Source organism: Caulobacter sp. P1_D6 (assembly GCF_056406095.1).
In genome coordinates, this window is record NZ_JBFUAW010000021.1 from 63,954 (window position 1) to 89,018 (window position 25,065).

Genomic DNA, 25,065 nt, shown 5'->3' on the forward strand with positions numbered 1-25,065 from the left:
ACAGATGACTCTCCCCGCTAATCGTACTGGCGTGATCGCCAAGAAGCTGGGCATGACCCGCTTCTTCGATGAAACCGGACAGCACGTCCCGGTCACCGTCCTGTCGCTGGATGGTTGCCAGGTCACGGCTCAGCGCACCGTTGAGAAGGATGGCTACACCGCCCTCCAGCTCGGCGCCGGCGCCAAGAAGCCGAAGAACACCCCGAACGCCATGCGCGGTCACTTCGCCAAGAACTCGGTCGAGCCCAAGCGGATCGTCGCCGAATTCCGCGTCGATGAAGCCGCTCTGATCGAAGTGGGCGCGGAATTCACCGCCGACCACTACGTCGCCGGCCAGAAGGTCGACATCCAGGGCATCACCGTCGGTAAGGGTTTTGCCGGCGCCATGAAGCGCTGGAACTTCGGCGGTCTGCGCGCCACCCACGGCGTCTCGGTCTCGCACCGTTCGCACGGCTCGACGGGCAACCGCCAAGATCCGGGCCGTACGTTCCCGGGCAAGAAGATGGCCGGTCACCTGGGTCAGGAAACCGTCACCACCCTGAACGTCACCGTTTGGAAAGTGGATGTCGAGCGCGGCCTGATCCTGGTCAAGGGCGCCGTCCCCGGCTCGGAAGGCTCGTACGTCAAGGTTCGCGACGCGATCAAGAAGGCCGCTCCGGCCGACCTGCCGCGTCCGGGCGCCTTCCGCAAGGCTGGCGAGGCTCCGGCCGCCGCCGCTGAAACCCCCGCTGAGGAAGCCCCCGCGGCGACGACCGAAGAGGGCGAAGGCTAATGAAACTCGACGTCATCAAACTGGACGGCGGCAAGGCCGGCTCCGTTGATCTCGACGACGCCATCTTTGGCATCGCCGACATCCGCGGCGACATCCTGCAGCGCGTCGTCACCTGGCAGCTGGCCAAGCGCCGCTCCGGGAACCACAAGATTCAGGTCCGCAACGAGGTCTCTCGTACGGGCAAGAAGATGTACAAGCAAAAGGGCACCGGCTCGGCCCGTCACGGTTCGCGCCGTGCGGCTCAGTTCGTCGGCGGCGCCAAGGCCCACGGCCCTGTCGTCCGTAGCCACGCGTTCGATCTTCCCAAGAAGATCCGCGCCATGGCTCTGCGCCACGCTCTGTCCTCGAAGGCCAAGGCCGGCTCGATCATCGTGCTGGACAACGCCGTTCTGACCGACCCGAAGACGGCCGCCCTGCGCGCCACCTTCGACAAGATCGGCCTGAAGAACGCGCTGGTCATCGCGGGTCCGGAAGTGGACGGCAACTTCAAGCTCGCCGCCCGCAACATTCCGAACATCGACGTGCTGCCGAACGCCGGCCTGAACGTCTATGACGTGCTGCGTCGCCACACCCTGGTCCTCACGAAGGACGCGGTGGAAGCGATCTCGGCCCGTTTCGCTGAGAAGGAAGCCGCCTGATGGCCGCAACCGCCCGCCACTACGACACGATCCTGTCGCCGGTGATCACCGAGAAGGCCACCCTGCTCAGCGAGCAGAACAAGGTTGTCTTCCGCGTGTCCGCCGATGCGTCGAAGGACGAAATCGCCGCCGCAGTCGAAGAGCTGTTCAAGGTCAAGGTCACCAAGGTCAACACCCTGGTCACCAAGGGCAAGACCAAGCGCTTCCGTGGCATCATCGGACGCCGTTCCGATGTCAAAAAAGCCATCGTGACCCTGGCCGAAGGCCAGTCGATCGACATCACGACGGGGCTCTAATCAGATGGCCTTGAAGCACTTTAACCCGACCAGCCCCGGCCAGCGCGGCCTGGTGCTGATCGACCGCAGCGAGCTCCACAAGGGCCGCCCGGAAAAGAAGCTGGTCGAAGGTCTGACCAAGTCGGGCGGTCGTGGCGGCAATGGCCGCATCGCGGTCCGTTTCCGCGGCGGCGGCGCCAAGCGCCTGTACCGTCTGGTCGACTTCAAGCGTCGTAAGCAAGGCACGGCTACCGTCGTTCGCCTTGAGTACGATCCGAACCGCACCGCCTTCATCGCCCTGATCAAGTATCAGGACGGCGAACTGGCCTACATCCTGGCCCCGCAACGCCTGAAGGCAGGCGACGAAGTCGTCACCGCCGACAAGGTCGACGTGAAGCCGGGCAACACCTCGCCGCTGCGGACCATGCCGATCGGCACGATCATCCACAACGTCGAGCTGAAGCCCGCCAAGGGCGGCCAGATCGCCCGTTCGGCCGGCGCCTACGCCCAGCTGGTCGGTCGTGACGCCGGTTACGCTCAGATCCGTCTGAACTCGGGCGAGCTGCGCATGGTGCTCGACACCTGCCTGGCCACCGTCGGCGCCGTGTCGAACCCGGACCACATGAACGAAAACCTCGGCAAGGCCGGGCGCGTTCGTCACATGGGCCGTCGTCCTCACGTCCGCGGCGTCGCCATGAACCCGGTCGACCACCCCCACGGCGGTGGTGAAGGTCGCACCTCGGGCGGCCGTCACCCGGTGACCCCGGCTGGCAAGCCGACCAAGGGCGCCAAGACCCGCGTCAACAAGGCCACGGATAAGTTCATCATCCGTTCGCGCCACAAAGCGAAAAAGGGCCGCTAAGCCATGACCCGCTCCGTCTGGAAAGGCCCGTTCGTCGACGGGTACCTCCTGAAGAAGGCCGACGCCGCGCTGGCGTCGGGCCGCAAGGACGTCATCAAGACCTGGTCGCGCCGTTCGACCATCATGCCGCAGTTCGTCGGCCTGGTGTTCGGCGTGCACAACGGTCAAAAGCACGTTCCCGTCTCCGTGTCGGAAGACATGGTCGGCATGAAGTTCGGTGAGTTCGCTCCCACCCGCAACTTCCCCGGCCACGCCGCCGACAAGAAGGCGAAGAGGAAGTAGGCCATGAGCCAAGCTAAACAACCTCGCCGCCTGCCGGCCAACGAAGCGATGTGCAAGGTTCGCACCTTGCGCACCAGCGCCCGCAAGCTGAACCTGGTCGCTCAGTCCATCCGTGGCCTGAACGTCCAGCGCGCTCTGAACGAGCTCGAATTCAGCCACAAGCGCATCGCTCAGGACGTCCGCAAGGCGCTGTATTCGGCGATCTCCAACGCCGAGAACAACCACAACCTCGACATCGACTCGCTGGTCGTCGCCGAGGCCTATGTGGGCAAGAACCTGGTGATGAAGCGCTTCTCGCCCCGCGCCCGCGGCCGTGCGACGCGCGTTGAAAAGCCGTTCTCCGAGATCACCATCGTGGTCCGCGAACTGGGTGAGGCCGCCTGATGGGTCAGAAAGTCAATCCGGTCGGGCTGCGGCTCGGCGTAAACCGTACCTGGGACAGCCGTTGGTTCGCCGACGGCGAACAGTACGGCAAGCTCCTGCACCAAGACCTCGCGGTCCGTGCGATGCTGAAGAAGCGCCTGTATCAAGCCGGCGTCTCGCGCATCATCATCGAGCGTCCGCACAAGAAGTGCCGCGTCACGATCTATGCCGCCCGTCCGGGCGTCATCATCGGCAAGAAGGGCGCTGACATCGACAAGCTCCGCAAGGACCTGTCGGTGATGACGGAAGGCGAAGTTCACCTGAACATCGTCGAAATCCGTAAGCCCGAAACCGATGCGCAGCTGGTGGCCGAGTCCATCGCCCAGCAGCTCGAGCGTCGTATCGCCTTCCGTCGCGCCATGAAGCGGTCGATCCAATCGGCCGTCCGTCTTGGCGCCAAGGGCATCCGCATCAACGTGTCGGGCCGCCTCGGCGGCGCGGAAATCGCGCGTATGGAATGGTATCGCGAAGGTCGCGTGCCGCTTCACACGCTGCGCGCCGACATCGACTACGGTTTCGCGGAAGCCAAGACCACCTACGGCATCATCGGCGTGAAGACCTGGATCTTCAAAGGCGAAGTGCTGGAGCATGACCCGATGGCGCTCGACAAGCGTCTCGCCACTGAGTCCGGCCCTGCCGGCGAAGGTGGTGGGCGCGAGCGCGGCGATCGTCCCGACCGGGGCGACCGCGGCCGTCGCGATCGGGGCTAAGGATAGAGCGCTATGCTGTCACCGAAAAAAACCAAGTATCGCAAGCAGTTCAAGGGCCGTATCCACGGCACCTCGAAGGGCGGCACCCTGCTGAACTTCGGTTCGTACGGCCTGAAGGCCGTCGAGCCGGAGCGCATCACGGCTCGCCAGATCGAAGCTGCTCGTCGCGCCATCACCCGCCAGATGAAGCGTCAAGGCCGCGTCTGGATCCGCATCTTCCCGGACGTGCCGGTCACCGGCAAGCCGGCTGAAGTCCGGATGGGTAAGGGCAAGGGCGCCGTGGACCACTGGGCCGCTCGCGTGGCTCCGGGCCGCATCATGTTCGAAATCGACGGCGTGCCGGACGATATCGCGCGCGAAGCCCTGCGTCTCGGCGCTGCCAAGCTGCCGATCCGTACCCGCGTCGTCACCCGCATCGACGCCGGTGCGGCTCTGGAGGCCGAAGCGGCATGACCAAGATCCAAGACATCCGGGGCATGACTCCCGACCAACTCGCCGAGCAACTGCTCAACCTGAAGAAAGAGCAGTTCAACCTGCGCTTCCAGGCGGCGACCGGTCAGGTGGAAAAGACCCACCGCGTTGGCGAGATCCGCAAGGAAATCGCCCGCATCAAGACCGTGCTGCGCGCCAAGGCCGCGGCTTAAGGAGAACGATATGCCCAAGCGTATCCTCGAAGGGGTTGTCGTCTCCGATAAGGGCGACAAGACCGTAGTGGTTAAGGTTGAACGGACCATCGTTCACCCGCTGCTGAAGAAGATCGTGCGTCGGTCCAAGAAGTACCACGCGCACGATGAGAGCAATGCGTACAAGGCGGGCGAGATTGCTCGCATCGTTGAGTGCGCTCCGAAGTCCAAGCTGAAGACCTGGGAAGTCCTTCCCAAGGCTTCTGCTTAATCTGGAAGGTTTGAACCATGATCCAGATGCAAACTAACCTGGAAGTCGCCGATAACTCCGGCGCCCGCCGGGTCATGTGCATCAAGGTGCTGGGTGGCGCAGGTCGTCGCTACGCCAGCGTCGGTGACGTGATCGTCGTGTCCGTGAAGGAAGCCATTCCGCGCGGCCGCGTGAAGAAGGGTGACGTGCTTCGCGCCGTCGTCGTTCGCGTGAACCAAGGCATGAAGCGTAAGGACGGGTCGCTGATCCGTTTCGACAAGAACGCCGCGGTCATCGTCAACAAGCAGAGCGAGCCGGTCGGCACGCGGATCTTCGGCCCGGTTCCTCGCGAACTGCGCGCCAAGAACCACATGAAGATCATCTCCCTCGCCCCCGAGGTGCTGTAATGGCTGCCAAGATTAAGAAGGGCGACCGCGTTGTCGTCCTGGCCGGCAAGGACAAGGGCAAGCAAGGCGCTGTGACCAAGGTCCTCGTCAAAGACAACCGTGTCCTGGTCCAAGGCGTGAACCTGGTTCAACGCCACACCAAGGCCACTCAGGCTGATCCGCAAGGCGGCATCAAGAGCAAGGAAGCCGCGCTGCACGTCTCGAACGTCGCCATCGTGGATTCCAACGGCAAGCCCACCCGCGTCGGCTTCAAGATCGAAGGCGACAAGAAGGTGCGCGTGGCCAAGACCACGGGCGAGGTGATCAATGGTTGATCAAGCTTACGAGCCGCGGCTGAAGTCCGAATATCGCGCGCGCATCCGCGCCGCGATGAAGGAACAGTTCGGCTACACGAACGAAATGCAGATCCCCAAGCTGGACAAGATCGTCCTGAACATGGGCATCGGCGAAGCTGTGGCCGACTCCAAGAAGGCCCAGACCGCGCTGAAGGATCTGATGGCCATCGCCGGCCAGAAGCCGGTCCCCACGAAGGCCCGCAAGTCCATCGCCGGCTTCAAGCTGCGCGAAGGCATGGTGGTCGGCGCCAAGGTGACCCTCCGCAAGGACCGGATGTACGAATTCCTCGACCGCCTGGTCACGATCGCGCTGCCGCGCGTGAAGGACTTCCGCGGCCTGAACGGCAAGAGCTTCGACGGCCGTGGCAACTACGCCATGGGCCTGAAGGAGCACCTGGTGTTCCCGGAAATCAACTATGACCAGATCGAACAGATCTGGGGCATGGACATCATCGTCTGCACCACTGCGAAGACCGATCAGGAAGCCAAGGCTCTCCTGAAGGAATTCCAGTTCCCGTTCACGAATTAAGAGCGGGCAGGGAAACACACCATGGCCAAGAAAAGCGCCGTTAACCGTAATCTCGCGGTCAAGGCCCTCGTCAAGCAATACGCCGACAAGCGCGCCGCGCTGAAGGCGATCGCCAACGACGAAAGCCTGCCGCTGGAAGAACGCTTCGAAGCCCGCCTGAAGCTCGCGAAGCTTCCGCGCAGCTCGTCGGCTGTTCGCATTCGCAACCGTTGCGAAGTGACCGGCCGCCCGCGCGCCTACTATCGCAAGCTGAAGATGAGCCGGATTGCTCTGCGCGAACTGGGTTCGCAAGGGCAGATCCCCGGCCTCGTCAAGTCGAGCTGGTGAGGACGATCAGATGTCGATGAACGATCCCCTGAGCGATATGATCGCTCGCATCAAGAACGCCGCCACGCGCAAGCGCGCCAAGGTTGCGACGCCGGCTTCCAAGCTGCGCGCCCGCGTCCTGGACGTGCTGGCCGACGAAGGCTACATCCGCGGCTACTCGCTGGTCGAGAAGCCCGGTGCGTTCCCCGAATTCGAGATCGAGCTCAAGTATTTTGACGGTGAGCCCGTGATCGCCGAGATCAGCCGCGTGTCCAAGCCTGGTCGCCGCGTCTACTCGTCGATCAAGGACCTGAAGCCGATCAAGAACGGCCTGGGCATCTCGATCCTTTCGACGCCGAAGGGCGTCATGTCGGACTCCGCCGCACGCGACGCTAATGTCGGTGGCGAAGTCCTCTGCCGCGTCTACTAGGCGCGGGAGGGAACAGAGCATGTCACGTATCGGTAAGAAGGCCGTCGCAATCCCCTCGAACGTGCAAGTCACGATCGACGGGCAGACGGTCACGGTGAAGGGCCCCAAGGGGCAACTCGCCTGGACCATCGCCGAAGAGATCGCCGTTTCGCAGGAAGGTTCCGACCTCCTGCTGACGGCGCGCGATGAGAGCAAGCGCGCCAAGTCGATGTGGGGTCTGTCCCGCACGCTGGTGGCCAACATGGTGCAAGGCGTCACCACGGGCTTCGAGGAAACCCTCGAGCTGGTGGGCGTCGGTTACCGCGCCGCGATGAAGGGCACCGCGCTCTCCATCCAGCTCGGTTTCAGCCACGATGTGGACGTCGAGGCTCCGGCCGGCGTCACCTTCGCGGTTCCGAAGCAAACCGAAATCAAGATCGCCGGCGCTGACAAGCAGGCGGTTGGCGAGATTGCCGCGAAAATCCGCCGCATTCGTCCGCCGGAGCCCTACAAGGGCAAGGGCGTGCGGTATGCTGGCGAGAAGGTTCGCCGCAAGGAAGGCAAGAAGAAGTAAGCCATGGCGCTCTCACCTCGCGAATCCGCCGTGCGTCGTGCCCAACGCACCCGCACCCGCCTCAAGGCCCTGTCCAATGGTCGCCCGCGTCTGTCGGTCTTCCGTTCGTCCAAGAACATCTACGCCCAGGTCATCGATGATGAACGCGGCGTGACCCTGGCTTCGGCCTCCACCCTCGAGGGTGAAGGTTCGGCCAAGGGCGCGGACAAGGACGCGGCTGCCCTCGTCGGCAAGCTCGTCGCCGAGCGCGCCATCGAAAAGGGCGTCAAGGACGTCGTCTTCGATCGCGGCGGCTACATCTTCCACGGACGGGTGAAAGCCCTGGCCGACGCCGCGCGCGAAGCCGGCCTGAACTTCTAAGGGAAACATCATGGCTCGTGGTGACCAACAGCGCGGTGAAGGCGGTCCTCGCCGGGACCGACGCGACCGCAACGCCCCTGAAGAGCGGGTCGACAGCGACATCGTCGAAAAGCTCGTCCACATCAACCGCGTCGCCGCCACCGTTAAGGGCGGCCGTCGCTTCAGCTTCGCTGCTCTGATGGTCGTCGGCGACCAAAAGGGCCGCGTCGGCTACGGTCATGGCAAGGCGCGTGAAGTGCCGGAAGCCATCCGCAAGGCGACCGAAGAAGCCAAGAAGACCATGGTCCGCGTCCCGCTCCGCGAGTCGCGCACCCTGCACCACGACGGCTACGGCCGTTGGGGCGCTGGCAAGGTCATGATGCGCGCTGCCCCTCCCGGCACGGGCGTCATCGCCGGTGGTCCGATGCGCGCGGTTCTCGAAACCCTGGGCGTCCAGGACGTCGTGGCCAAGTCGACGGGTTCCTCGAACCCGTACAACATGGTGCGCGCCACGTTCGAAGCCCTGAAGGTCCAATCGTCGCCCCGCCAGATCGCCGCCAAGCGCGGCAAGAAGGTTGGCGACATTCTCGGCCGCCGCGCCGACGGAGCCTCGGCTCCGGACGCCATCGAGGGCTAAGACATGGCTACGCAAACCAAGACCGTGAAGGTTCGCCAGACCGGCAGCCCGATCCGCCGCAACGCCACCCAGCGCGCTACGCTCGCTGGCCTGGGTCTCAACAAGCTGGGCCGCGAGTCCGAGCTGGAAGACACCCCCTCGGTGCGCGGCATGATCCGCAAGGTCCAGCACCTGCTGGAAATCGTCGAGTAGTTCTGCTACGAGACGTCGAAATCACCACCCCGGTGAAAGCCGGGGTGGTTTTCGTTTGAAGTTTCTATCGTTTCAAAAGCCGAGTCCGGCCGCTGGCCGGGCGCAGATCTCCAAGGAGAGGCACACATGACCAAGCTTAATGAACTGGCTCCGGCTCCCGGCTCGACCAAGGGCCGCATGCGCATCGGCCGCGGCCCGGGTTCGGGCAAGGGCAAGACCGGTGGTCGCGGCGTGAAGGGCCAGAAGGCGCGCTCGGGCGTCGCCATCGCCGGCTTCGAAGGCGGCCAGATGCCGCTGCACATGCGTATGCCTAAGCGCGGCTTCAACAACCCCTTCCGCCTGGAGTTCGCTGAAGTGAACCTGTGGCGCCTGGAGCAGGCCGTGGCCGCTGGCAAGTTCAAGGCCGGCGCCACGCTGGCCGCTGCTGACCTGGTCGCCGCCGGCGTGATCCGTCGCGAACTGGACGGCGTGAAGCTGCTCGGCAAGGGCGAGATCAAGACCGCCCTGAAGCTGACCGTCTATTCGGCGACCGAAGCGGCCATCAAGGCCGTCGAAGCCGCCGGCGGTTCGGTGACCGTGACCAAGAAGGCCAAGGTTCAAGCCGAAGCCTAAGACGATAATGTCATCCCGGACGCGGCGCTTTCTGGCGCCGTCGCCGGGATCGCGGGGAGGGCAGGGGACACCCCCGCCGCCCCCGCAGTTTCCCATCGGGATGACAGAATAACGAGGCTCGCCGTGACATCGCGGCGAGCCTCACCTATGTACGGCTCCGTACTCGGGCTCTGTCCGGCCCCGGCGATTCACCGCCAGCCGGACCTGGCTCGGATTAATGCTTGGAGCGCGACCTGACCGCGGATGCGGCGCGCGCTCTCGACGTGGGGATTTGAATGGCCTCGGCCGCCGAACAACTCGCAGCCAATATGAACTTCGGGTCCTTCCAGAAGGCCACCGAACTTCACAAGCGCATCTGGTTCACGCTCATCGCCCTGATCGTCTATCGGCTCGGCACCTATGTGCCGATCCCGGGGATCAATCCGGAAGCCTTCGCCGCCGCGTTCTCGCAGCAGTCGAAGGGCATCCTGGGCATGTTCAACATGTTCTCGGGCGGCGCCGTGCAGCGCATGGCCGTCTTCTCGCTGAACGTGATGCCCTACATCAGCGCCTCGATCATCGTGCAGCTGATGGGCTCGGTGTATCCGCCGTGGGAAAAGCTGAAGAAGGAAGGCGGCGAAGCCGGCCGCAAGACCCTCAACCAGTACACCCGCTACCTGGCGGTCGTGCTGGCCCTGGTGCAGTCGTTCTCGATCGCCGTGGGCCTGCAGAGCCAGGCGGGCATGGTGGTCGGCGGCATCGCGCCGCTGTTCTTCATCATCTCGACCGTCGTGTCCCTGACCGGCGGCACCCTGTTCCTGATGTGGCTGGGCGAGCAGATCACCAGCCGGGGCGTCGGCAACGGCGTTTCGCTGATCATCTTCGCCGGCATCGTGGCCGCCCTGCCGCTGGGCGTGGTGCAGATGTTCACCCAGGTGCAGACCGGGGCGATGTCGGGCTTCGCCCTGTTCGCCGTCGGCGTGCTGGCCGTGGCCGTGATCTTCGCCATCGTCTTCATCGAGCGCTCGCAGCGCCGCCTGCTGGTCCACTATCCCAAGCGCCAGCAGGGCAACCGGATGATCGGCGGCGACACCTCTTTCATCCCGCTGAAGCTGAACACCGCCGGCGTCATCCCGCCGATCTTCGCCTCCAGCCTGCTGCTGCTGCCGACGACCGCCATGGGCTTCCTGGCCACCGCCAACCTGCCCAACTGGCTGCAATGGCTGCCCAGCGTGGTCGGCGCCCTGCAGCACGGCCAGCCGCTGTTCATGGTGCTGTACGCGGCCCTGATCATCTTCTTCTCGTTCTTCTACACCTCGGTCGTGTTCAATCCCGACGAGACGGCGGAGAACCTGCGCAAGTACGGCGGCTTCATGCCGGGCATCCGTCCGGGCAAGCGGACGGCGGAATATCTGGACTACGTCCTGACCCGCCTGACGGTGATCGGCGCGGCCTACATCACCGCGGTCTGCATCCTGCCGGAACTGCTGATGGGCAGCCTGGGCCCGACCAAGTTCGCCCTGGGCGGCACCTCGATCCTGATCGTCGTGACCGTGACCATGGACACGGTCGCCCAGATCCAGTCCCACCTGCTGGCGCACCAGTACGAAGGTCTGATCAAGAAGTCGAAGCTGCGCGGCGGCAAGGGGCGCTAGCCCCATCTCTCGAAAGGGAAGCCGACGCGACGTAAGGCGAGAACGCGGAAGCCGGTTTGTCACAAACCGGCTTCCGTTTTTAGCGAACGCACTCTAGGTCTGAGCGGACGCGGGCGGCAGACCCGTGAAAACGCAGGAAGCGCATTGATGAACTTGATCCTGTTCGGGCCGCCGGCGGCGGGCAAGGGCACCCAGGCCAAGCGCCTGGTCGAGCAGCGGGGCATGGTCCAGCTGTCGACCGGCGACATGCTGCGCGCCGCCATCGCCTCGGGCTCCGAGCTCGGCCAAAAGGTCAAGGGCGTGCTGGACCGCGGCGAGCTGGTCACCGACGAGATCGTCATCGCCCTGATCGAGGATCGGCTGCCCGAGGCGGAAGCCGCCGGAGGCGCCATCTTCGACGGTTTCCCGCGGACGGTTCCCCAGGCCCAGGCCCTGGACGCGATCCTGGCCAAGCGGGGTCAGAAGATCGACTCCGTTCTCCGACTCAAGGTAGACGAGCCGGCTCTGATCGAGCGGATCTCCAAGCGATTCGCCGAGCAGGGCCGACCCGACGACAATCCGGAAGTGTTCGTGACGCGGCTGGCGGCCTACAACGCCCAGACCGCTCCACTGCTCCCCTACTATCGTGAGCAAGGCAAGCTCACGGAACTGGACGGCATGGCCTCGGTGGACACCGTGGCCGCGTCGATCGACGCCGCGCTCTCTGTCGTGGCTTAAGACTTCGTTGGAATCCTCTCGATTGAGCGGATTCCGCCATTGACGGACGCGCAACTATCCCTATAACGGGGCGCTTCCGCGAAAGGGCGCGATCTGTGCGCGCCGGACTGGGTCGAAAGACCGGGCCGGGCGCGCCGTTCGCGTCTTTAGTGCGTGACTAGGAGAACATTAGACGTGGCCCGTATCGCAGGCGTCAACATCCCGACGAACAAGCGCGTTTTGATCGCGCTTCAGTACATTCATGGCATTGGCCAGAAGTCCGCTCGTGACATCGTCACGAAGGTGGGCATCGATGACGCCCGCCGGGTCAATCAGCTGACCGACGCCGAAGTCCTGCAGATCCGTGAAACGATCGACAAGGACTTCACCGTCGAGGGCGACCTGCGCCGCGAAAACTCGATGAACATCAAGCGTCTGATGGACCTGGCCTGCTACCGCGGCCTGCGTCACCGCAAGGGCCTGCCGGTCCGCGGTCAGCGCACCCACACCAATGCCCGCACCCGCAAGGGTCCGGCCAAGCCGATCGCCGGCAAGAAGAAGTAAGGCAGCCTGAACGATGGCCAAGGAACCGGCACGCGTTAAAAAGCGCGAACGCAAGAACATCACCTCGGGCGTGGCGCACGTGAACGCCTCGTTCAACAACACCATGATCACCATCACCGACGCCCAGGGGAACACCATCTCCTGGTCGAGCGCCGGCATGATGGGCTTCAAGGGCTCGCGCAAGTCGACGCCGTACGCCGCTCAGATGGCTGCGGAAGACGCTGGCAAGAAGGCCGCCGAGCACGGTGTGAAGACCCTCGAGGTCAACGTGTCGGGTCCGGGTTCGGGCCGTGAGTCGGCCCTGCGCGCCCTCCAGGCCGCCGGCATGACCATCACGACCATCCGCGACGTGACGCCGATCCCGCACAACGGCTGCCGTCCGCCCAAGCGTCGTCGCGTCTAGTACTATTAAGACCCAATTCTCCATCGCCGGCTGCGAGATTCGCGGCCGGCGAGCCGCGTTCAAGGGATCGACCACGTGATCGAAAGAAACTGGAACGAGCTGATCCGTCCTGAGAAGCCGCAAATCGAGACTGGCGCCGACGCGACCCGCAAGGCTCGCATCGTGGCTGAGCCGCTCGAACGCGGCTTCGGTGTGACGCTCGGCAACGCTCTCCGCCGCGTCCTGCTCTCCTCGCTTCAGGGCGCCGCCGTCACCGCCATCCAGATCGATGGCGTGGTGCACGAATTCTCCTCGCTCGAGGGCGTCCGCGAAGACGTCGTCGACATCGTTCTGAACATCAAGCAACTGGCCGTGCGCATGCACGCCGAAGGCCCCAAGCGCATGACCCTGCGCGCCACGGGCCCCGGCCCGGTGACCGCTGGTCAGATCGAAACCCCGGCCGACATCGAGATCCTGAACCCCGACCACGTGCTCTGCACGCTGGACGACGGCGCTTCGGTGCGCATGGAGTTCACGGTCAACACCGGCAAGGGCTACGTCCCCGCCGACCGTAACCGTCCGGAAGACGCGCCGATCGGCCTGATCGCCGTCGACGCCCTGTACTCGCCGGTCAAGCGCGTCGCCTATCGCGTCGAGCCGACCCGTCAAGGCCAGTCGCTGGACTACGACAAGCTGATCCTGGAAGTGGAAACCAACGGCGCCGTCACGCCGGTGGACGCGGTGGCCTACGCCGCCCGCATCCTGCAAGACCAGCTGCAGATCTTCATCACCTTCGAAGAGCCCAAGGCCAAGACGGCCGACGAGGCCAAGCCGGAACTGCCGTTCAATCCGGCGCTCCTGAAGAAGGTCGATGAGCTGGAACTGTCGGTCCGCTCGGCCAACTGCCTGAAGAACGACAACATCGTCTACATCGGCGACCTGATCCAGAAGACCGAAGCCGAAATGCTCCGCACGCCGAACTTCGGCCGCAAGTCCTTGAACGAAATCAAGGAAGTGCTGGCCGGCATGGGCCTGCACCTGGGCATGGACGTTCCGAACTGGCCGCCGGAAAACATCGAAGACCTGGCCAAGAAGTTCGAAGACCAGATCTAAGAAGAGTATATCGAGTACCGCGCTTAATCCGGGCCGCTCTCTCGCAGGGCGGCCTGGGCCTTTTGAAGCCGCAACAGCGGTGGAGGGCCCCGGCGCTTCGTTCTGAACCCGGCAGGGACGCCGCTGGGATTGGTGACAATCAGCGCTTTTTCTCGCGCTACAGCGGGCCATGGCCCAGGAGACACTACAATGCGTCACGGTAAGGCTCACCGTAAACTCGGTCGCACGTCCGCTCACCGCACCGCCATGTTCGCCAACATGTCGGCCTCGCTGATCAAGCACGAGCAGATCGTCACCACCCTCCCGAAGGCCAAGGAACTGCGTCCCTTCGTCGAAAAGCTGGTCACCCTGGCCAAGCGCGGCGACCTGCACGCGCGTCGTCAGGCCATCTCGACCGTCCGCGACGTCGAGCAAGTTGGCAAGCTGTTCGCCACCATCGGTCCCCGCTACAAGGACCGTCAGGGCGGCTATATCCGCGTCCTGAAGGCCGGCTTCCGCTACGGCGACAACGCTCCGCTGGCCGTCATCGAGTTCGTCGACCGCGACGTCTCGGCCAAGGGCAAGGACTCCGGTCCGGTGTTCTCGAACGACTCGGACGACTAAGATTTTCAGCCTCGGCTGACGGAAGAGGCCCCGGAGCGATCCGGGGCCTTTTTTGCGTCTGGGCCCCTGCGACAGGTTGCAACAGGCCCCGCTGCCGCCCTGGTAGAGGTTTTGTTCACCTCGTCGCCTCATCCTTCATCATTAAGAACTCTCGGGGGAGGGGATCAGGATGAAGATTTCCGGTGTCATGCGCACGTTCGGCGGCGCGCTCGCGGCGGGCGTGATCCTGGCCGGCGGGGTGGCTCTGTTCGCGATCGAGGGCCTGCGGGTCGGCGGTCCGCTGTTCCGCCAGATCGTCGACAACAAGGACATCGTCGCCGACATCCTGCCGCCGCCGCTCTATGTGGTCGAGGCCGACCTGGTGGCCACCAAGCTGGTGGCCCACCCCGAGACCGTGGACGCCGCCGCCGACAAGCTGGCCGCGCTGCGCAAGGACTACGACACCCGCAACGCGTACTGGAAGACCGCGCCGATCGATCCGGACATGCGCGCGATGCTGGTCGACGAGTCGTCCGCGCCGGCCATGCAGTTCTGGCGCGAGATCGACCAGGAGATCCTGCCCGCCGTCCGGTCGGGCGACATGGCGCGCGCGCGCCAGGGCCTGGCCCGGGCCGATGTCGCCTACGAGGCCCACCGCGCCGTGATCGACAAGGTCGTGGTCATGGCCAATCACGACGCCGCCGCGGTCGAGACCCGCGCCCAGGGCCAGACCAAGCTGGCCTTCGCCCTGCTGGCCGGGGCGGGGCTGCTGCTGCTGGTGGTGGTCGGGGGCGGCATCGCCCTGATGAGCCGACGCATCGTCAAGCCGATCCAGGCCATGACCGGCTTCATGGGCCGGCTGGCGGCCGGCGACTATGACCGCGCCGTACCCTTCGCCGGACGCGGCGACGAGATTGGCGAGATGGCCAATTCCGTGGCCGTGTTCCGCGAAGCGATCGTCGCCCGCCAGGCGGCCGAGGACCGCATCGCGGCCGAACGAGACGAGACCGAGGCCTCCAAGGCGCGGCACGACGCCGAGCGGCGGAGTGAAGAGGCCGGCCGCCTGCAGGTGGTCGAGGCCCTGGGGGCGGCCGTGGCCCGCCTGAAGGCCGGCGACCTGACGGCGCGGCTGGAGACGGCTTTCCCCAGCGCCTACGAAGGCCTGCGCGGCGACTTCAACCGGGCGATCGCCGGACTGGAGGCGGCGCTGGGCGAGGTGATCGAGGGCGCGGGCGGCCTGCGGGCCGGGGCCGGCGAGATCAGCGGCGCGATCGAGGACCTGTCCGCCCGCACCGAACGCCAGGCCGCCAGCCTGGCCGAGACGGCCGCCGCCCTGGGCGAGGTCAGCGCCAGCGTCAAGCGCACCGCGGAGGGCGCCAACGAGGCCAACGCCGCCGTGATCGACAGCCGGGCGGTCGCCGACCGCTCCAGCCAGGTCGTGGGCCGCGCGGCCGAGGCCATGAGCCAGATCGAGAACTCCTCGACCAAGGTCTCGCAGATCCTCGGCGTCATCGACGAGATCGCCTTCCAGACCAACCTGCTGGCCCTGAACGCCGGGGTCGAGGCGGCGCGTGCCGGCGACGCCGGTCGCGGCTTCGCGGTCGTCGCGCAAGAAGTCCGGGCCCTGGCCCAGCGCTCGGCCGAGGCGGCCAAGGAGATCAAGGGGCTGATCTCGGAGTCGTCCGACCATGTCCGCTCGGGCGTGACCCTGGTCGGCGAAGCCGGCGCGGCCCTGGGCGACATCGTCGAACGGGTGGGCGTGATCGGCGGGCTGATGGAGCAGATCGCCCAGTCCAGCCGCGAGCAGGCCGCGGGCCTGGCCGAGGTCGACCTGGCGGTCGGCCAGATGGACCAGGTCATCCAGCAGAACGCCGCCATGGCCGAGCAGGCCACCGCCGCCAGCCGCGGCCTGGCCGACGACGCCGTGCGCCTGGAGGCCCAGGTCGAGCACTTCCAGGTCTCGACCGATCAGACCACCTGGGCGGCGGCCTAGAGGCCCGTCGGCCTACCGCAGGTCGGGGTAGTAGGAGCCCAGCTCGGGAAGGCCCAGGCGGCCCCGCTCTTCCTGATAGGCCTGGGCCGTGAAGGGGCCGCGCACGGCGGCGCCGGGATCGGCGTTCCGATGGTCGTCCGCACGCACGATGTAGAAATAGCGGGTCTGGGACCGGTCGATCTCGCCGGTGACGATCGACCGGGGATGGCTGGCGGCGACCACATAGGCCGCGTTCCAACCCCAGCTGAAAACGGCGCCTGGGACCCGCTCGATGCAGTCCACGCGCGTGTCGTAACAGACCGCCGTCGAGGCGGGGCCGTCCAAGCCGGCCAGGCGATAGGGACCGTCGAGCGTGTCGTACCGAGCCGGATCGTGGAACCAGACGCCGTCCTGGTTCCGCATCCGCGCGTCGCGGGCGACCCATGGCGAGTCCTTGTAGGGCTTGCTCACCAGGCGGCAGACGAAGACGCCCGGCTGGCGGGTGGGCAGGCAGCGCGCCGGCTTGCGGGCGGCCGGTCCGATCAACGTCATCGGGTCGAAGCCCTGTTTCTCCAGCCTCGCCACCTCCGCCCGCGTCTCGATGTTGTCGGCCTCGCGCTGGTCCTTGACCGAAAGCACGATGGACGGGCCTCGAGCCGCGCAGCCCGACAGCCAAAGGCCGCAGCCTAGGGCGAACAGTAGGGTCGCGGACCGGGCCGGCATCGGAGGCGCTACTCCTTGGTCAGGTCCTGGCGCCTGAACAGCGCCACCGCGCCGCCGGCCAGCAGGGCGAACCAGACCAGCAGGAACACCAGCGCCAGGCCGGCCGGGCCGCTGTCGGGCCGCGCCTCGGCGGGGGCGGCGAGGAAGGTCTTCAGGACGCGTCCGGCATAGGCGGGGATCAGCAGGCTCTTCCAGGTGGTGGCGTGCAGGGTGGCGGCCAGGGTCGACTGCACGAACACGATCACCAGCCCGGCGATCACCGCGCCCATCGTCGAGCGGGTCAGGACGCCGATCAGGGCCGCCAGTCCGCCGATCAGCAGGACTTCCAGCCAGGTCACCAGCATCACCCCGGCATATTGGCCCACGAAGGCGGGGCCGGCTCGCGGTCCCACCAGGGTCGCGTGATTGGCGATGCTGCCGAACAGCCCGGCCAGCACGGCCGTGATCGCGGTCAACAGCAGGCTCCAGGCGGCGACCTCGGCGAAGACGATCAGCTTGGCGGCCAGCAGGTTGGTCCGGCTGTTGCGCGGGGTGACCAGCCGCCAGGTCTCCCAACGATAGTCGCCGGCGAAGATCGCGGCCGCGCCGATCAGCAGGAACAGGGCGGTGAACGGCCCCGAGGCTCCGGCCACCGCGCCCATGGCCCGGTTGGCCAGGTCGGTCGTCTCGCCGGGGATGGTCCGGTGCAGGACCATGCGGGTGAAGATGTCGATCGCGATGCTGAACAGCATGGCGATCAGCGGCGCGAAGGCGAAGCCCCAGAACAGCGAAACCCGGTCGCGGGACAGGCGGAAGCGCTCGGCGGCGATGGCGTCAGCGAGCATCGACCAGATCCTTCGGTTCGAGGGCGCCCAGATAGGCGCTTTCCAGGTCGGCCTCGCGCCAGCGGGCCTCGGTGATCTCGACCCCGGCCTCGACCAGGGCGCGGATCAGGGCGGGGGTCTCGGACCGCAGGACGTCGGCCAGCACGGCGTTGGCGCCATCGGGCTCGCCTTTGTCGCCCAGCACCGCCAGGGCCTTGTCGATCGGCGAGACGGTCAGGCGAAGGCGAGGCTTGCCGCCGGTCAGGGCCTCGACGTCGCCCTCGGCGGCCAGCTTGCCCTTGGAGAGGATCGCCACCCGGTCGCAGACCCGGCGCACCTCGTCCAACTGGTGGCTGGCCAGGATGATGGTCACGCCCTCCTTGTCGGCCAGGTCGCGGATCAGAGCGCGGATCTCCTGGATGCCGGCCGGGTCCATGCCGCTGGTCGGCTCGTCCAGGATCACCAGTTCGGGGCGGGTGAAGAAGGCCGCGGCCAAGCCCAGGCGCTGCTTCATGCCGACCGAGAACGTGCCGGCCTTGCGGTCGGCGGCGCCGCCCAGGCCCACGCGCTCGAGCCAGTAGTCGATGTCGGCGGAACCGGTCGCGCCGCTCTCCATGGCCAGCATCCGCAGCACGTCGCGCGCGGTCAGATAGGGCTGGTAGCGCGGGGTTTCGATCATCGCCCCCACGCGGCGCAGGGACGAGGTCTGGCCGGCCGGGGCGCCGAACAGCCGGGCCGTGCCGCCGGTCGAGCGCACCAGGCCCAGGGCGATGCGGAACAGGGTGCTCTTGCCCGCGCCGTTGGGACCCAGCACGCCGAACACGCCGCCGGCCGGGATGCGCAGCGACAGGCCGTCCAGGGCCCTTACCGCGCCGTACGTCTTGACGAGGCCGTCAGCCTCCAGGGCGAAGCTCATGCGGAGCAGGTTCCGGCGGCGGTCATGCGGGCGACTCCCTGAAAAGATGCGGCGACTATGGCCGGGCGACCGAGTCCCGCCAAGTTAAGTCGCGGTCATGCGTGGCGAGCCGTCACGAGACTGGGCTATAGGGCGACAGTCCGAGTACGAGGTGCGAGATGGTCGTCATGTGTCGCTGGATGGCCGTGGTCCTGGCCCTGATGCTGGGCGCCTGCGCCACGGCGCAGCCCTCGGAGCAGGCCAAGGCGCCCCCGAAGTCGACCCTGACGATCCTGATCTCGCTGGACGGTTTCCGGGCCGACTATCTGGACCGGGGAAACACCCCGACCCTGAACGCCCTGGCCTCCGACGGCGCGCGCGGGGCCATGCGGCCCTCGTTCCCGTCCCTGACCTATCCGAACCACTACACCCTGGTCACGGGCAAGCGGCCCGACCACCACGGCATGGTCAACAACACGCTGGAGGCCGACGAGGTCCCGGGCGTGGACTTCAAGATGTCCAACCACGAGGCGGTCGGCGACGAGCGCTGGTGGAACCAGGCCAAACCGATCTGGGTCAGCGCCGAGCAGCAGGGCGTGCATGCCGGCGTGCTGTTCTGGCCAGGCTCGGAGGCCGCGATCGACGGCGTGCGGCCCAGCTACTGGAAGGCCTATGACGAGAAGCTGGCCTATGACGACCGGGTCGACACGGTGCTGGCCTGGATCGACGCCAGGAGCCCGCCGCTGGGCCTGGCGACCCTCTATTTCGACGCCACCGACACCGAGGGCCATCACTACGGCCCGGACTCGCCGGAGGTGAACGCCGCGGCCGCCCGGGTGGACGCCGTGATCGCCCGGCTGGTGGCGGGTCTGAAGGCGAGAGGCCTGTACGAGACCACCAACATCGTCGTCGTCGCTGACCATGGCATGGCGTCGCAGCCGCTCAGCGGTCTGGTCGACGTGGCGACCCTGGTCGATCCGGCCAAGGTCAAGTTCGTCAGCACCGGCTCGGTGGTCGGCGTGCGCGCCTTGCCGGGCTTCGAGGCCGAGGTGAAGGCGGCGATGCTGAAGCCCCATCCGCACCTGACCTGCTGGGAGAAGGGCAAGATCCCGGCCCGCTACGGCTATGGGACCAATCCTCGCGTGCCGCCGATCGTCTGCCTGGCCGAGCGCGGCTGGTACTTCGCCACGGCCAGCGCGATCAAGAAGCGCTGGGCCGAGCATCCGCGCGACGGCGGGGCCCACGGCTACGACCCGTTCGACCCCGCCATGCGGGCGGTCTTCGTCGCCCATGGTCCGGCCTTCAAGCCCGGCGTGGTGCTGCCGGTGTTCGACAATGTCGATGTCTATCCGCTGCTGACCCGGCTGATCGGCGTCAAGGGCGACAAGGGCGATGGGGCGCTGGGGCCGGTGAAACCGGCGCTGCGCTGACCGCCTACCAGTTGGGTCCCATGTAGGGCACTGCGGGCAGGGGCGCGGTGATCGCTTCGTCCAGGGCCGCGCAGTCGGGCTTGTCGAAGGCCATGTGGCGCGCCAGCGGGCCGGCATAGGCGTCGTCGGCGAAGCTGGCGTTGTAGGTCAGCAGATCGACGTGATAGCCGCGCCCGCCGTGTTCGTAGGCTACGAGGTAGCGGTCCTTGTAGCGGACGGCGGCGATGAAGCGCGTGCGCGGTCCGACCCCGATGTCGGTGGCGTTGAAGGGACCGCCGGCCGGTGACAGTTCCGGGGCGCGGGTCTTCAGGTCCATGCGAAGCGCGATGGGAAGCTGGTCGAAGGAAACCGCCTCGGCTCCGCCTTGGTGGGCGCATGCGGCGACGGCGATATGTGCTGGCTCGGGAGCGGGCGTCGGGGGCAGCAGGATCATCGTGAGTCTCCGTCGAAAGTCTTCAACCTTCAGCTGAACGGCGGCGGATTTATGACGGCGCCGCTTGCCTAGATAGTTTCGATATGCGTTAAATATTGACGATATCGGAAACGGAGCTTCGCCATGATCCGCACCGCCTTGACCTCGGCCCTGTGCTATCGCGACCCCAGGGCCGCGCTGAAATTCCTGGAAGCGGCGTTCGGCTTCGAGCTGGTGATGCTGATCGAGGACAACGAGGGCAACGTGGCGCACTCCGAGATGAGCTTCGGCGGCAGCCTGGTGATGATCGGCTCGGAATGGACCGCCCAGCACAAGAGCCCGGCCTCGATCGACGGGTTCAACACCCAGACCGTCCACATCCATCTCGAGGGCGACATCGACGCCCATTGCGAGCAGGCGCGGGCGGCCGGGGCCGAGATCCTGATGGAGCCGGCGGACCAGTTCTACGGCGACCGCACCTATCGCTGCCGAGATCCGGAAGGCCATTTCTGGACCGTGGGCGCGCCCGTCCGGACCGTGAGCGTGGAGGAGGCCGAGGCGGAGTCCGGCCTGAAGGTGGTCAAGGGCTGGGCGTGACGGCGTCGATGACCCAGGACGATTTCCGCCGCCTGGCCCTGGCTTTGCCCGAGGCCGTCGAGAGTTCGCACATGGGCACGGTCGACTTCCGGGTGGGTCGGATTTTCGCGACCCTGGGCTACCCCAACGCCAATTTCGGCATGGTTCAGCTGACCCGCGAGCATCAGGACGTCATCGTCGGCGTCGAACCGACCGTGTTCCGGCCCGTGCCGGGCGCATGGGGCCTGAAGGGCGCGACCCTGGTCGTGCTGGCCGAGGCCGACGAGCCCACCCTGCGCGGGGCGCTGGAGGCCGCCTGGCGGCTGAAGGCCAACAGGCGGCAGATCGCCTTGCTCGACGCCGGTCGGGCCGCTGCCCCCTCTTTGTCTGGCGGGGAGGCATGAGCGCCTCGCTCGACGCCACCCTGGCGGCCCTGGCCGACCCGCATCGACGGGCGACCGTCGACCTGCTGCGCCGGGGGCCGCGCCGGGCGGGCGAGTTGGCCCAGGCCGCCGGCCTGTCGGCCCCGGCCATGAGCCGCCACCTGCGCGCTCTGCGCCACGCGGGCCTCGTCGAGGAGACCCATCCACCGTTCGACGCCCGGGTGCGGGTCTACGCCCTGCGCTCCGCGCCGATGGCCGAGCTCAAGGCCTGGGCCGAGGCGGCCGAGGGCCTGTGGAGCGACCAGCTCCTGGCGCTGAAGGCGCACATCGAAGAGGGCGGCGCGTGAGCTCCAAGGTCCTGGTCGCCCTGCGTATCAAGGCCGCGCCCCTGCGGGTGTTCGAGGTGTTCACCGCCGACATCGGGGCCTGGTGGAAGCCCAACGCCCTGTTCTCGTTCACGCCGCGCTCGCCGGGCGTGCTGGCCTTTGAAGGGGCGGGCGAGGGGACCCGACTGGTCGAGCGCCTGCCGTCCGGCAAGGTGTTCGAGATCGGCCCCGTCCGCGTCTGGGACCCCGGCCAGCGGCTGGTGTTCGGCTGGCGCCAGGCCAGCTTCGCGCCCGGCATGGACACCGAGGTCGAGGTCCGCTTCGAAGCCGTGGGGGAGGAGACCCGCGTCACCGTCGAGCATCGCGGCTGGGGCACCGTGCCGATCGAGCATGTGGCGCGTCACCGCTTCCCCGATCCGGTGTTCCTGCAGCGCCACGCCGAGTGGTGGCGCGTGCTGCTGACAAGTCTCGCCAGCCAGGCAGCTATGGACGTAAAAGAACGCGCCAGGGAGGGCGACGCATGACCAAGACCATCGGCAGGACACACCGACAAGCCGCTCTCGGCTTCATCTTCATCACCGCCTGCCTGGACGTGCTGTCGCTGGGGGTGATGATCCCCGTGCTGCCCGAGCTGATGAAGCGCTTCAACGGCGGCGACACCGCTTCGACCGCCCTGTGGGTGGTGCTGTTCGCCACCACCTGGGGCGTGATGCAGTTCTTCTGCGCGCCGATCCTGGGCCTGATGTCGGATCGTTGGGGCCGCCGGCCGGTGATCCTGACCTCGATCTTCGGCCTGGGCGTCGACTTCCTGTTCATGGCGTTCGCCCCGACCATCTGGTGGCTGTTCGTCGGCCGGGTGTTCAACGGCATGACCGCCGCCAGCTTTTCGACCGCCGGGGCCTATGTGGCCGACGTCACCAAGCCCGAGGATCGGGCCAAGGGCTTTGGCCTGATGGGCGCGGCTTTCGGGGTGGGCTTCACCTTCGGCCCGGCCCTGGGAGGCTGGCTGTGGCAGTTCGACCATCGGCTGCCGTTCCTGGTCTGCGCGGGCCTGGCCCTGTGCAACTGGCTGTATGGCTTCTTCGTCCTGCCGGAATCGCTGCCGCCCGAGAAGCGCGTCCATCGTTTCGACTGGAGCAAGGCCAATCCGCTGGGCTCGCTGAACCTGTTGAAGAGCAAGCCCGACCTGCTGGGCCTGGCCGGGGTCGGCTTCCTGTTTCAGCTGGCGCACAACGTGCTGCCCAGCGTCTTCGTGCTCTACATGGGCTTCCGCTACCACTGGTCGACGGCGGTGATCGGCCTGACCCTGATGGGCAGCGGCATCGCCGGCATCCTGTTGCAGAGCTTCGTGGTCGGACCGGTGGTCAAGCGGGTGGGCGAGCGCGGGGCGCTGCTGATCGGTCTGTTCTCGGGCTGCGTCGGCTTCATGATCTACGGCCTGGCCCCGACCGGGGCGCTCTATCTGTGCGGCCTGCCGATCTTCGCCTTCTCGGGCCTGATCCAGCCGGGCCTGCAGGGCCTGATGACCCGCCGCGTCGAGCCGTGGGAGCAGGGCCAGCTGCAGGGCGCCAACTCGGCCATGATGGGCATCACCGCCATCGTCGGGCCGGCGCTGTACCTGCTGCCGTTTGCGTGGGTGGTCCGCCATGACGCGACCCTGCACATGCCCGGCCTGCCGGTGCTGATCGCCGCGGCCCTGCTGCTGGGCGCCACGGTCCTGGCGATCCGCGTGGCCCGTCCCGTGGCGGTGGAACCGAGCGCCGCCTGACCCTCTTTGACTAGCGCCAGGACGGGTTGAACCGAAAGGACCAAATCCCGAACCTTGGCCGCCATCAATGCGCCCGAAAGCTGGACTGATCTCGCGGGCTGAATTTCCACGGAGTCGCTTAGAACCCATGCGATCCTATCGCGTCGTGCTTCCCGCCCTGGCCCTGTTGGCCGCCTGCTCGCCGCAGGGGCCGTCGAAGGCCCAGACCATCCCGGACCTGGCCCAGCCGACTCGCCGCGTGCCGTCCGACCCGATGTCGATGAAGGCCTCGTTCTCGCCGGTGGTGAAGAAGACCGCCCCGGCCATCGTCAACGTGGCCAGCAAGCGCGTGGTGCGCCAGCGCGTCGATCCGTTCTGGGACTTCTTCATGGGCGGCGGCGGCGGAGCCACCCGCGACCAGGTGCAGGGCTCGCTCGGCTCCGGCGCGGTCGTGCGCGCCGACGGGGTGATCATCACCAACCACCACAACATCGAGAACATGAGCGACATCACCGTCCAGCTGGCCGACCGCCGGGAGTTCCCGGCCACGGTGCTGCTGGACGACCCGCGGTCCGACCTGGCGGTGCTGAAGATCGACACCAAGGGCGAACGCCTGCCGGTGATCGCCATCGACGACCAGGAGCAGCTGGAGGTCGGCGACCTGGTCCTGGCCCTGGGCAACCCGTTCGGCGTCGGCCAGACGGTGACCAACGGCATCGTCTCGGCCCTGGCCCGCACCGACGTCGGGGCGGCCGAGTTCGGCAGCTACATCCAGACCGACGCGGCGATCAATCCGGGCAATTCCGGCGGTCCGCTGGTCGACATGGACGGCGACCTGATCGGGGTGAACACCTTCATCATCTCGCGCTCGGGCTCGTCCAGCGGCGTCGGCTTCGCCATTCCGGCGTCGGTCGTGCGCCAGGTGGTCAACACCGCCCTGGGCGGCGGCCACAGCGTGGTGCGGCCCTGGCTGGGCGTGAAGGGTCAACCCGTGACCGGCGACATCGCTCGCAGCCTGGGCCTGGCCGCGCCGCGCGGCGTGGTGATCTCCGACGTCTATCCCGGCGGCTCGGCCGACCGGGCCGGCATCCGCGACGGCGACGTGATCCTGTCCATCGACGGCCAGGCGGTGAACGACGAGGGCGGCGGCGCCTTCGCCATCGGCACCCACAAGGTCGGCGACCGGGTCTCGGTGCTGATCAACCGCAACGGCAAGGAGCAGACCCTGACCCTGCGCGCCGAGGCCGCGCCGGAGACGCCTGCCAAGGACGAGCGGGTGCTGAAGGGCCGCAGCCCGTTTGACGGCGCCACCGTGGTCAACCTGTCGCCGGCCGCCGCGCAAGAGCTGGGCGTGGACCCCTTCGCCGGTCGCGGGGTGCTGGTCACCAAGATCGGCCAGGGTTTCGCCCTGAACGCCGGCCTGCGTCCCGGCGACTTCGTCCGCGAGGTCAACGGCAAGGCCATCAACACCACCGCCGACCTGGCGGCGGTGTCGAACGCCGGGGCCGCGACCTGGACGGTGACCATCGAGCGCAACGGCCAGCGGATCACGGCGCGGCTGCGGGCCTAGCTAGGCCTCGCAAGCCGCAGGGCGGAGCGCTACAACCGGAACGGTTCGAGTCGCGGGGGCGACGGATATGATCCGGAGGGGG

Annotated in this window: 38 protein-coding genes; 34 read left to right on the top strand and 4 right to left on the bottom strand. The window is 66.9% G+C overall.

The annotated features are described in order from the left end of the window. Positions 1-4 precede the first annotated feature (4 nt). The 27 genes from rplC to AC1DYP_RS13395 all read left to right on the top strand — a co-directional run bounded on the left by rplC (position 5) and on the right by AC1DYP_RS13395 (position 16,139). Positions 5-772, top strand: coding sequence for a 50S ribosomal protein L3 (gene rplC, locus AC1DYP_RS13265; protein ID WP_028041113.1), 768 nt, complete (start codon positions 5-7; stop codon positions 770-772). Further along, on the top strand, positions 772-1,410 hold the full coding sequence (rplD, locus tag AC1DYP_RS13270; protein ID WP_477035527.1) for a 50S ribosomal protein L4: 639 nt from the start codon (positions 772-774) through the stop codon (positions 1,408-1,410). The genes rplC and rplD overlap by 1 nt, the downstream gene beginning before the upstream one ends. Then, positions 1,410-1,706, top strand: coding sequence for a 50S ribosomal protein L23 (locus tag AC1DYP_RS13275; protein WP_007662755.1), 297 nt, complete (start codon positions 1,410-1,412; stop codon positions 1,704-1,706). The genes rplD and AC1DYP_RS13275 overlap by 1 nt, the downstream gene beginning before the upstream one ends. A 4-nt stretch (positions 1,707-1,710) precedes the next feature. Further along, entirely contained in the window at positions 1,711-2,547 is an 837-nt protein-coding gene (rplB, locus tag AC1DYP_RS13280; RefSeq protein WP_477035526.1) for a 50S ribosomal protein L2, read from the top strand. 3 nt (positions 2,548-2,550) lie between these two features. After that, the gene (gene rpsS / locus AC1DYP_RS13285; RefSeq protein ID WP_012285669.1) at positions 2,551-2,829 is read left to right on the top strand and encodes a 30S ribosomal protein S19; all 279 of its coding nucleotides are present in this window, start codon (positions 2,551-2,553) and stop codon (positions 2,827-2,829) included. 3 nt (positions 2,830-2,832) lie between these two features. Continuing rightward, positions 2,833-3,213 carry a 50S ribosomal protein L22 gene (gene rplV, locus AC1DYP_RS13290; protein ID WP_012285670.1) on the top strand — a complete coding sequence of 127 codons (381 nt, stop codon included), beginning with the start codon at positions 2,833-2,835 and terminating at the stop codon, positions 3,211-3,213. Continuing rightward, positions 3,213-3,962, top strand: a complete 750-nt coding sequence (rpsC, locus tag AC1DYP_RS13295; RefSeq protein ID WP_028041108.1) for a 30S ribosomal protein S3 — start codon at positions 3,213-3,215, stop codon at positions 3,960-3,962. The genes rplV and rpsC overlap by 1 nt, the downstream gene beginning before the upstream one ends. Before the next feature lie 12 nt (positions 3,963-3,974). Beyond that, entirely contained in the window at positions 3,975-4,415 is a 441-nt protein-coding gene (rplP, locus tag AC1DYP_RS13300) for a 50S ribosomal protein L16 (protein ID WP_012285672.1), read from the top strand. Beyond that, entirely contained in the window at positions 4,412-4,606 is a 195-nt protein-coding gene (gene rpmC / locus AC1DYP_RS13305) for a 50S ribosomal protein L29 (RefSeq protein ID WP_012285673.1), read from the top strand. Before rplP ends, rpmC begins: the two co-directional genes overlap by 4 nt. A 10-nt stretch (positions 4,607-4,616) precedes the next feature. Then, positions 4,617-4,856 carry a 30S ribosomal protein S17 gene (rpsQ, locus tag AC1DYP_RS13310; protein ID WP_436027871.1) on the top strand — a complete coding sequence of 80 codons (240 nt, stop codon included), beginning with the start codon at positions 4,617-4,619 and terminating at the stop codon, positions 4,854-4,856. A 17-nt stretch (positions 4,857-4,873) separates the two neighbouring features. Next, positions 4,874-5,242 carry a 50S ribosomal protein L14 gene (rplN, locus tag AC1DYP_RS13315; RefSeq protein ID WP_007662742.1) on the top strand — a complete coding sequence of 123 codons (369 nt, stop codon included), beginning with the start codon at positions 4,874-4,876 and terminating at the stop codon, positions 5,240-5,242. Beyond that, positions 5,242-5,556 (top strand): 50S ribosomal protein L24, encoded by a 315-nt coding sequence (rplX, locus tag AC1DYP_RS13320; protein ID WP_056458330.1) that lies wholly within the window; start codon positions 5,242-5,244, stop codon positions 5,554-5,556. The genes rplN and rplX overlap by 1 nt, the downstream gene beginning before the upstream one ends. Beyond that, the gene (gene rplE / locus AC1DYP_RS13325; protein WP_477035525.1) at positions 5,549-6,106 is read left to right on the top strand and encodes a 50S ribosomal protein L5; all 558 of its coding nucleotides are present in this window, start codon (positions 5,549-5,551) and stop codon (positions 6,104-6,106) included. The genes rplX and rplE overlap by 8 nt, the downstream gene beginning before the upstream one ends. 21 nt (positions 6,107-6,127) lie before the next feature. Continuing rightward, positions 6,128-6,433, top strand: coding sequence for a 30S ribosomal protein S14 (gene rpsN, locus AC1DYP_RS13330; protein WP_018061186.1), 306 nt, complete (start codon positions 6,128-6,130; stop codon positions 6,431-6,433). A 10-nt stretch (positions 6,434-6,443) separates the two neighbouring features. After that, complete coding sequence (gene rpsH, locus AC1DYP_RS13335) at positions 6,444-6,842, top strand: 30S ribosomal protein S8 (protein WP_007662733.1); 399 nt, start codon at positions 6,444-6,446, stop codon at positions 6,840-6,842. A 19-nt stretch (positions 6,843-6,861) separates the two neighbouring features. After that, complete coding sequence (rplF, locus tag AC1DYP_RS13340) at positions 6,862-7,395, top strand: 50S ribosomal protein L6 (RefSeq protein WP_477035524.1); 534 nt, start codon at positions 6,862-6,864, stop codon at positions 7,393-7,395. A 3-nt stretch (positions 7,396-7,398) separates the two neighbouring features. Beyond that, positions 7,399-7,755 (top strand): 50S ribosomal protein L18, encoded by a 357-nt coding sequence (rplR, locus tag AC1DYP_RS13345; RefSeq protein WP_028041103.1) that lies wholly within the window; start codon positions 7,399-7,401, stop codon positions 7,753-7,755. A gap of 10 nt (positions 7,756-7,765) precedes the next feature. Beyond that, positions 7,766-8,371: a 30S ribosomal protein S5 gene (rpsE, locus tag AC1DYP_RS13350; protein ID WP_056437826.1), complete on the top strand. Its 606-nt coding sequence runs from the start codon at positions 7,766-7,768 to the stop codon at positions 8,369-8,371. Between the two features lie 3 nt (positions 8,372-8,374). Continuing rightward, on the top strand, positions 8,375-8,563 hold the full coding sequence (gene rpmD / locus AC1DYP_RS13355) for a 50S ribosomal protein L30 (RefSeq protein ID WP_477046722.1): 189 nt from the start codon (positions 8,375-8,377) through the stop codon (positions 8,561-8,563). Between the two features lie 126 nt (positions 8,564-8,689). Next, positions 8,690-9,175: a 50S ribosomal protein L15 gene (rplO, locus tag AC1DYP_RS13360; RefSeq protein WP_477035522.1), complete on the top strand. Its 486-nt coding sequence runs from the start codon at positions 8,690-8,692 to the stop codon at positions 9,173-9,175. 275 nt (positions 9,176-9,450) lie between these two features. Continuing rightward, positions 9,451-10,809: a preprotein translocase subunit SecY gene (gene secY, locus AC1DYP_RS13365; protein ID WP_477035521.1), complete on the top strand. Its 1,359-nt coding sequence runs from the start codon at positions 9,451-9,453 to the stop codon at positions 10,807-10,809. Positions 10,810-10,956: 147 nt separating this feature from the next. Next, positions 10,957-11,526, top strand: a complete 570-nt coding sequence (locus AC1DYP_RS13370) for an adenylate kinase (RefSeq protein ID WP_477035520.1) — start codon at positions 10,957-10,959, stop codon at positions 11,524-11,526. A 174-nt stretch (positions 11,527-11,700) separates the two neighbouring features. After that, positions 11,701-12,069, top strand: coding sequence for a 30S ribosomal protein S13 (gene rpsM / locus AC1DYP_RS13375; protein ID WP_035034191.1), 369 nt, complete (start codon positions 11,701-11,703; stop codon positions 12,067-12,069). A gap of 13 nt (positions 12,070-12,082) precedes the next feature. Further along, positions 12,083-12,472, top strand: a complete 390-nt coding sequence (gene rpsK / locus AC1DYP_RS13380; protein WP_018112960.1) for a 30S ribosomal protein S11 — start codon at positions 12,083-12,085, stop codon at positions 12,470-12,472. Between the two features lie 75 nt (positions 12,473-12,547). After that, the gene (locus tag AC1DYP_RS13385) at positions 12,548-13,564 is read left to right on the top strand and encodes a DNA-directed RNA polymerase subunit alpha (protein WP_018061159.1); all 1,017 of its coding nucleotides are present in this window, start codon (positions 12,548-12,550) and stop codon (positions 13,562-13,564) included. Positions 13,565-13,753: 189 nt separating this feature from the next. Continuing rightward, the gene (gene rplQ / locus AC1DYP_RS13390) at positions 13,754-14,167 is read left to right on the top strand and encodes a 50S ribosomal protein L17 (protein ID WP_056437811.1); all 414 of its coding nucleotides are present in this window, start codon (positions 13,754-13,756) and stop codon (positions 14,165-14,167) included. Between the two features lie 784 nt (positions 14,168-14,951). After that, on the top strand, positions 14,952-16,139 hold the full coding sequence (locus tag AC1DYP_RS13395) for a methyl-accepting chemotaxis protein (RefSeq protein ID WP_477046750.1): 1,188 nt from the start codon (positions 14,952-14,954) through the stop codon (positions 16,137-16,139). A 12-nt stretch (positions 16,140-16,151) separates the two neighbouring features. On the opposite strand, the gene AC1DYP_RS13400 is transcribed toward AC1DYP_RS13395, so the two are convergent. Genes AC1DYP_RS13400 through AC1DYP_RS13410 form a run of 3 tightly spaced genes read right to left on the bottom strand, consistent with a single transcriptional unit; the run spans position 16,152 to position 18,560 of the window. Continuing rightward, entirely contained in the window at positions 16,152-16,841 is a 690-nt protein-coding gene (locus AC1DYP_RS13400) for a hypothetical protein (RefSeq protein ID WP_477046723.1), read from the bottom strand. 8 nt (positions 16,842-16,849) lie between these two features. After that, positions 16,850-17,665 carry an ABC transporter permease gene (locus AC1DYP_RS13405; protein WP_477035518.1) on the bottom strand — a complete coding sequence of 272 codons (816 nt, stop codon included), beginning with the start codon at positions 17,663-17,665 and terminating at the stop codon, positions 16,850-16,852. Then, a complete protein-coding gene (locus AC1DYP_RS13410) occupies positions 17,655-18,560 on the bottom strand; it encodes an ABC transporter ATP-binding protein (protein ID WP_477046724.1) in 906 nt (301 codons plus the stop codon). The genes AC1DYP_RS13405 and AC1DYP_RS13410 overlap by 11 nt, the downstream gene beginning before the upstream one ends. A 158-nt stretch (positions 18,561-18,718) precedes the next feature. Here AC1DYP_RS13410 and AC1DYP_RS13415 point away from each other — a divergent pair, with 158 nt between their 5' ends. Beyond that, positions 18,719-19,969 (top strand): alkaline phosphatase family protein, encoded by a 1,251-nt coding sequence (locus AC1DYP_RS13415; protein ID WP_477046725.1) that lies wholly within the window; start codon positions 18,719-18,721, stop codon positions 19,967-19,969. 4 nt (positions 19,970-19,973) lie between these two features. On the opposite strand, the gene AC1DYP_RS13420 is transcribed toward AC1DYP_RS13415, so the two are convergent. Next, a complete protein-coding gene (locus tag AC1DYP_RS13420; protein ID WP_477046726.1) occupies positions 19,974-20,402 on the bottom strand; it encodes a hypothetical protein in 429 nt (142 codons plus the stop codon). 123 nt (positions 20,403-20,525) lie between these two features. Between AC1DYP_RS13420 and AC1DYP_RS13425 the strand changes: the two genes are divergently transcribed. From AC1DYP_RS13425 to AC1DYP_RS13450, 6 genes are all read left to right on the top strand, one after another. Further along, positions 20,526-20,978 carry a VOC family protein gene (locus tag AC1DYP_RS13425; RefSeq protein WP_477035514.1) on the top strand — a complete coding sequence of 151 codons (453 nt, stop codon included), beginning with the start codon at positions 20,526-20,528 and terminating at the stop codon, positions 20,976-20,978. Between the two features lie 8 nt (positions 20,979-20,986). After that, complete coding sequence (locus AC1DYP_RS13430; protein ID WP_477046727.1) at positions 20,987-21,361, top strand: MmcQ/YjbR family DNA-binding protein; 375 nt, start codon at positions 20,987-20,989, stop codon at positions 21,359-21,361. Then, on the top strand, positions 21,358-21,687 hold the full coding sequence (locus AC1DYP_RS13435; RefSeq protein ID WP_477046728.1) for an ArsR/SmtB family transcription factor: 330 nt from the start codon (positions 21,358-21,360) through the stop codon (positions 21,685-21,687). The genes AC1DYP_RS13430 and AC1DYP_RS13435 overlap by 4 nt, the downstream gene beginning before the upstream one ends. Next, positions 21,684-22,190, top strand: coding sequence for an SRPBCC domain-containing protein (locus tag AC1DYP_RS13440; protein WP_477046729.1), 507 nt, complete (start codon positions 21,684-21,686; stop codon positions 22,188-22,190). The genes AC1DYP_RS13435 and AC1DYP_RS13440 overlap by 4 nt, the downstream gene beginning before the upstream one ends. Further along, positions 22,187-23,434 carry a TCR/Tet family MFS transporter gene (locus tag AC1DYP_RS13445; protein ID WP_477046730.1) on the top strand — a complete coding sequence of 416 codons (1,248 nt, stop codon included), beginning with the start codon at positions 22,187-22,189 and terminating at the stop codon, positions 23,432-23,434. The genes AC1DYP_RS13440 and AC1DYP_RS13445 overlap by 4 nt, the downstream gene beginning before the upstream one ends. A gap of 127 nt (positions 23,435-23,561) precedes the next feature. Next, a complete protein-coding gene (locus tag AC1DYP_RS13450; RefSeq protein ID WP_477035509.1) occupies positions 23,562-24,983 on the top strand; it encodes a Do family serine endopeptidase in 1,422 nt (473 codons plus the stop codon). Positions 24,984-25,065 lie beyond the last annotated feature (82 nt).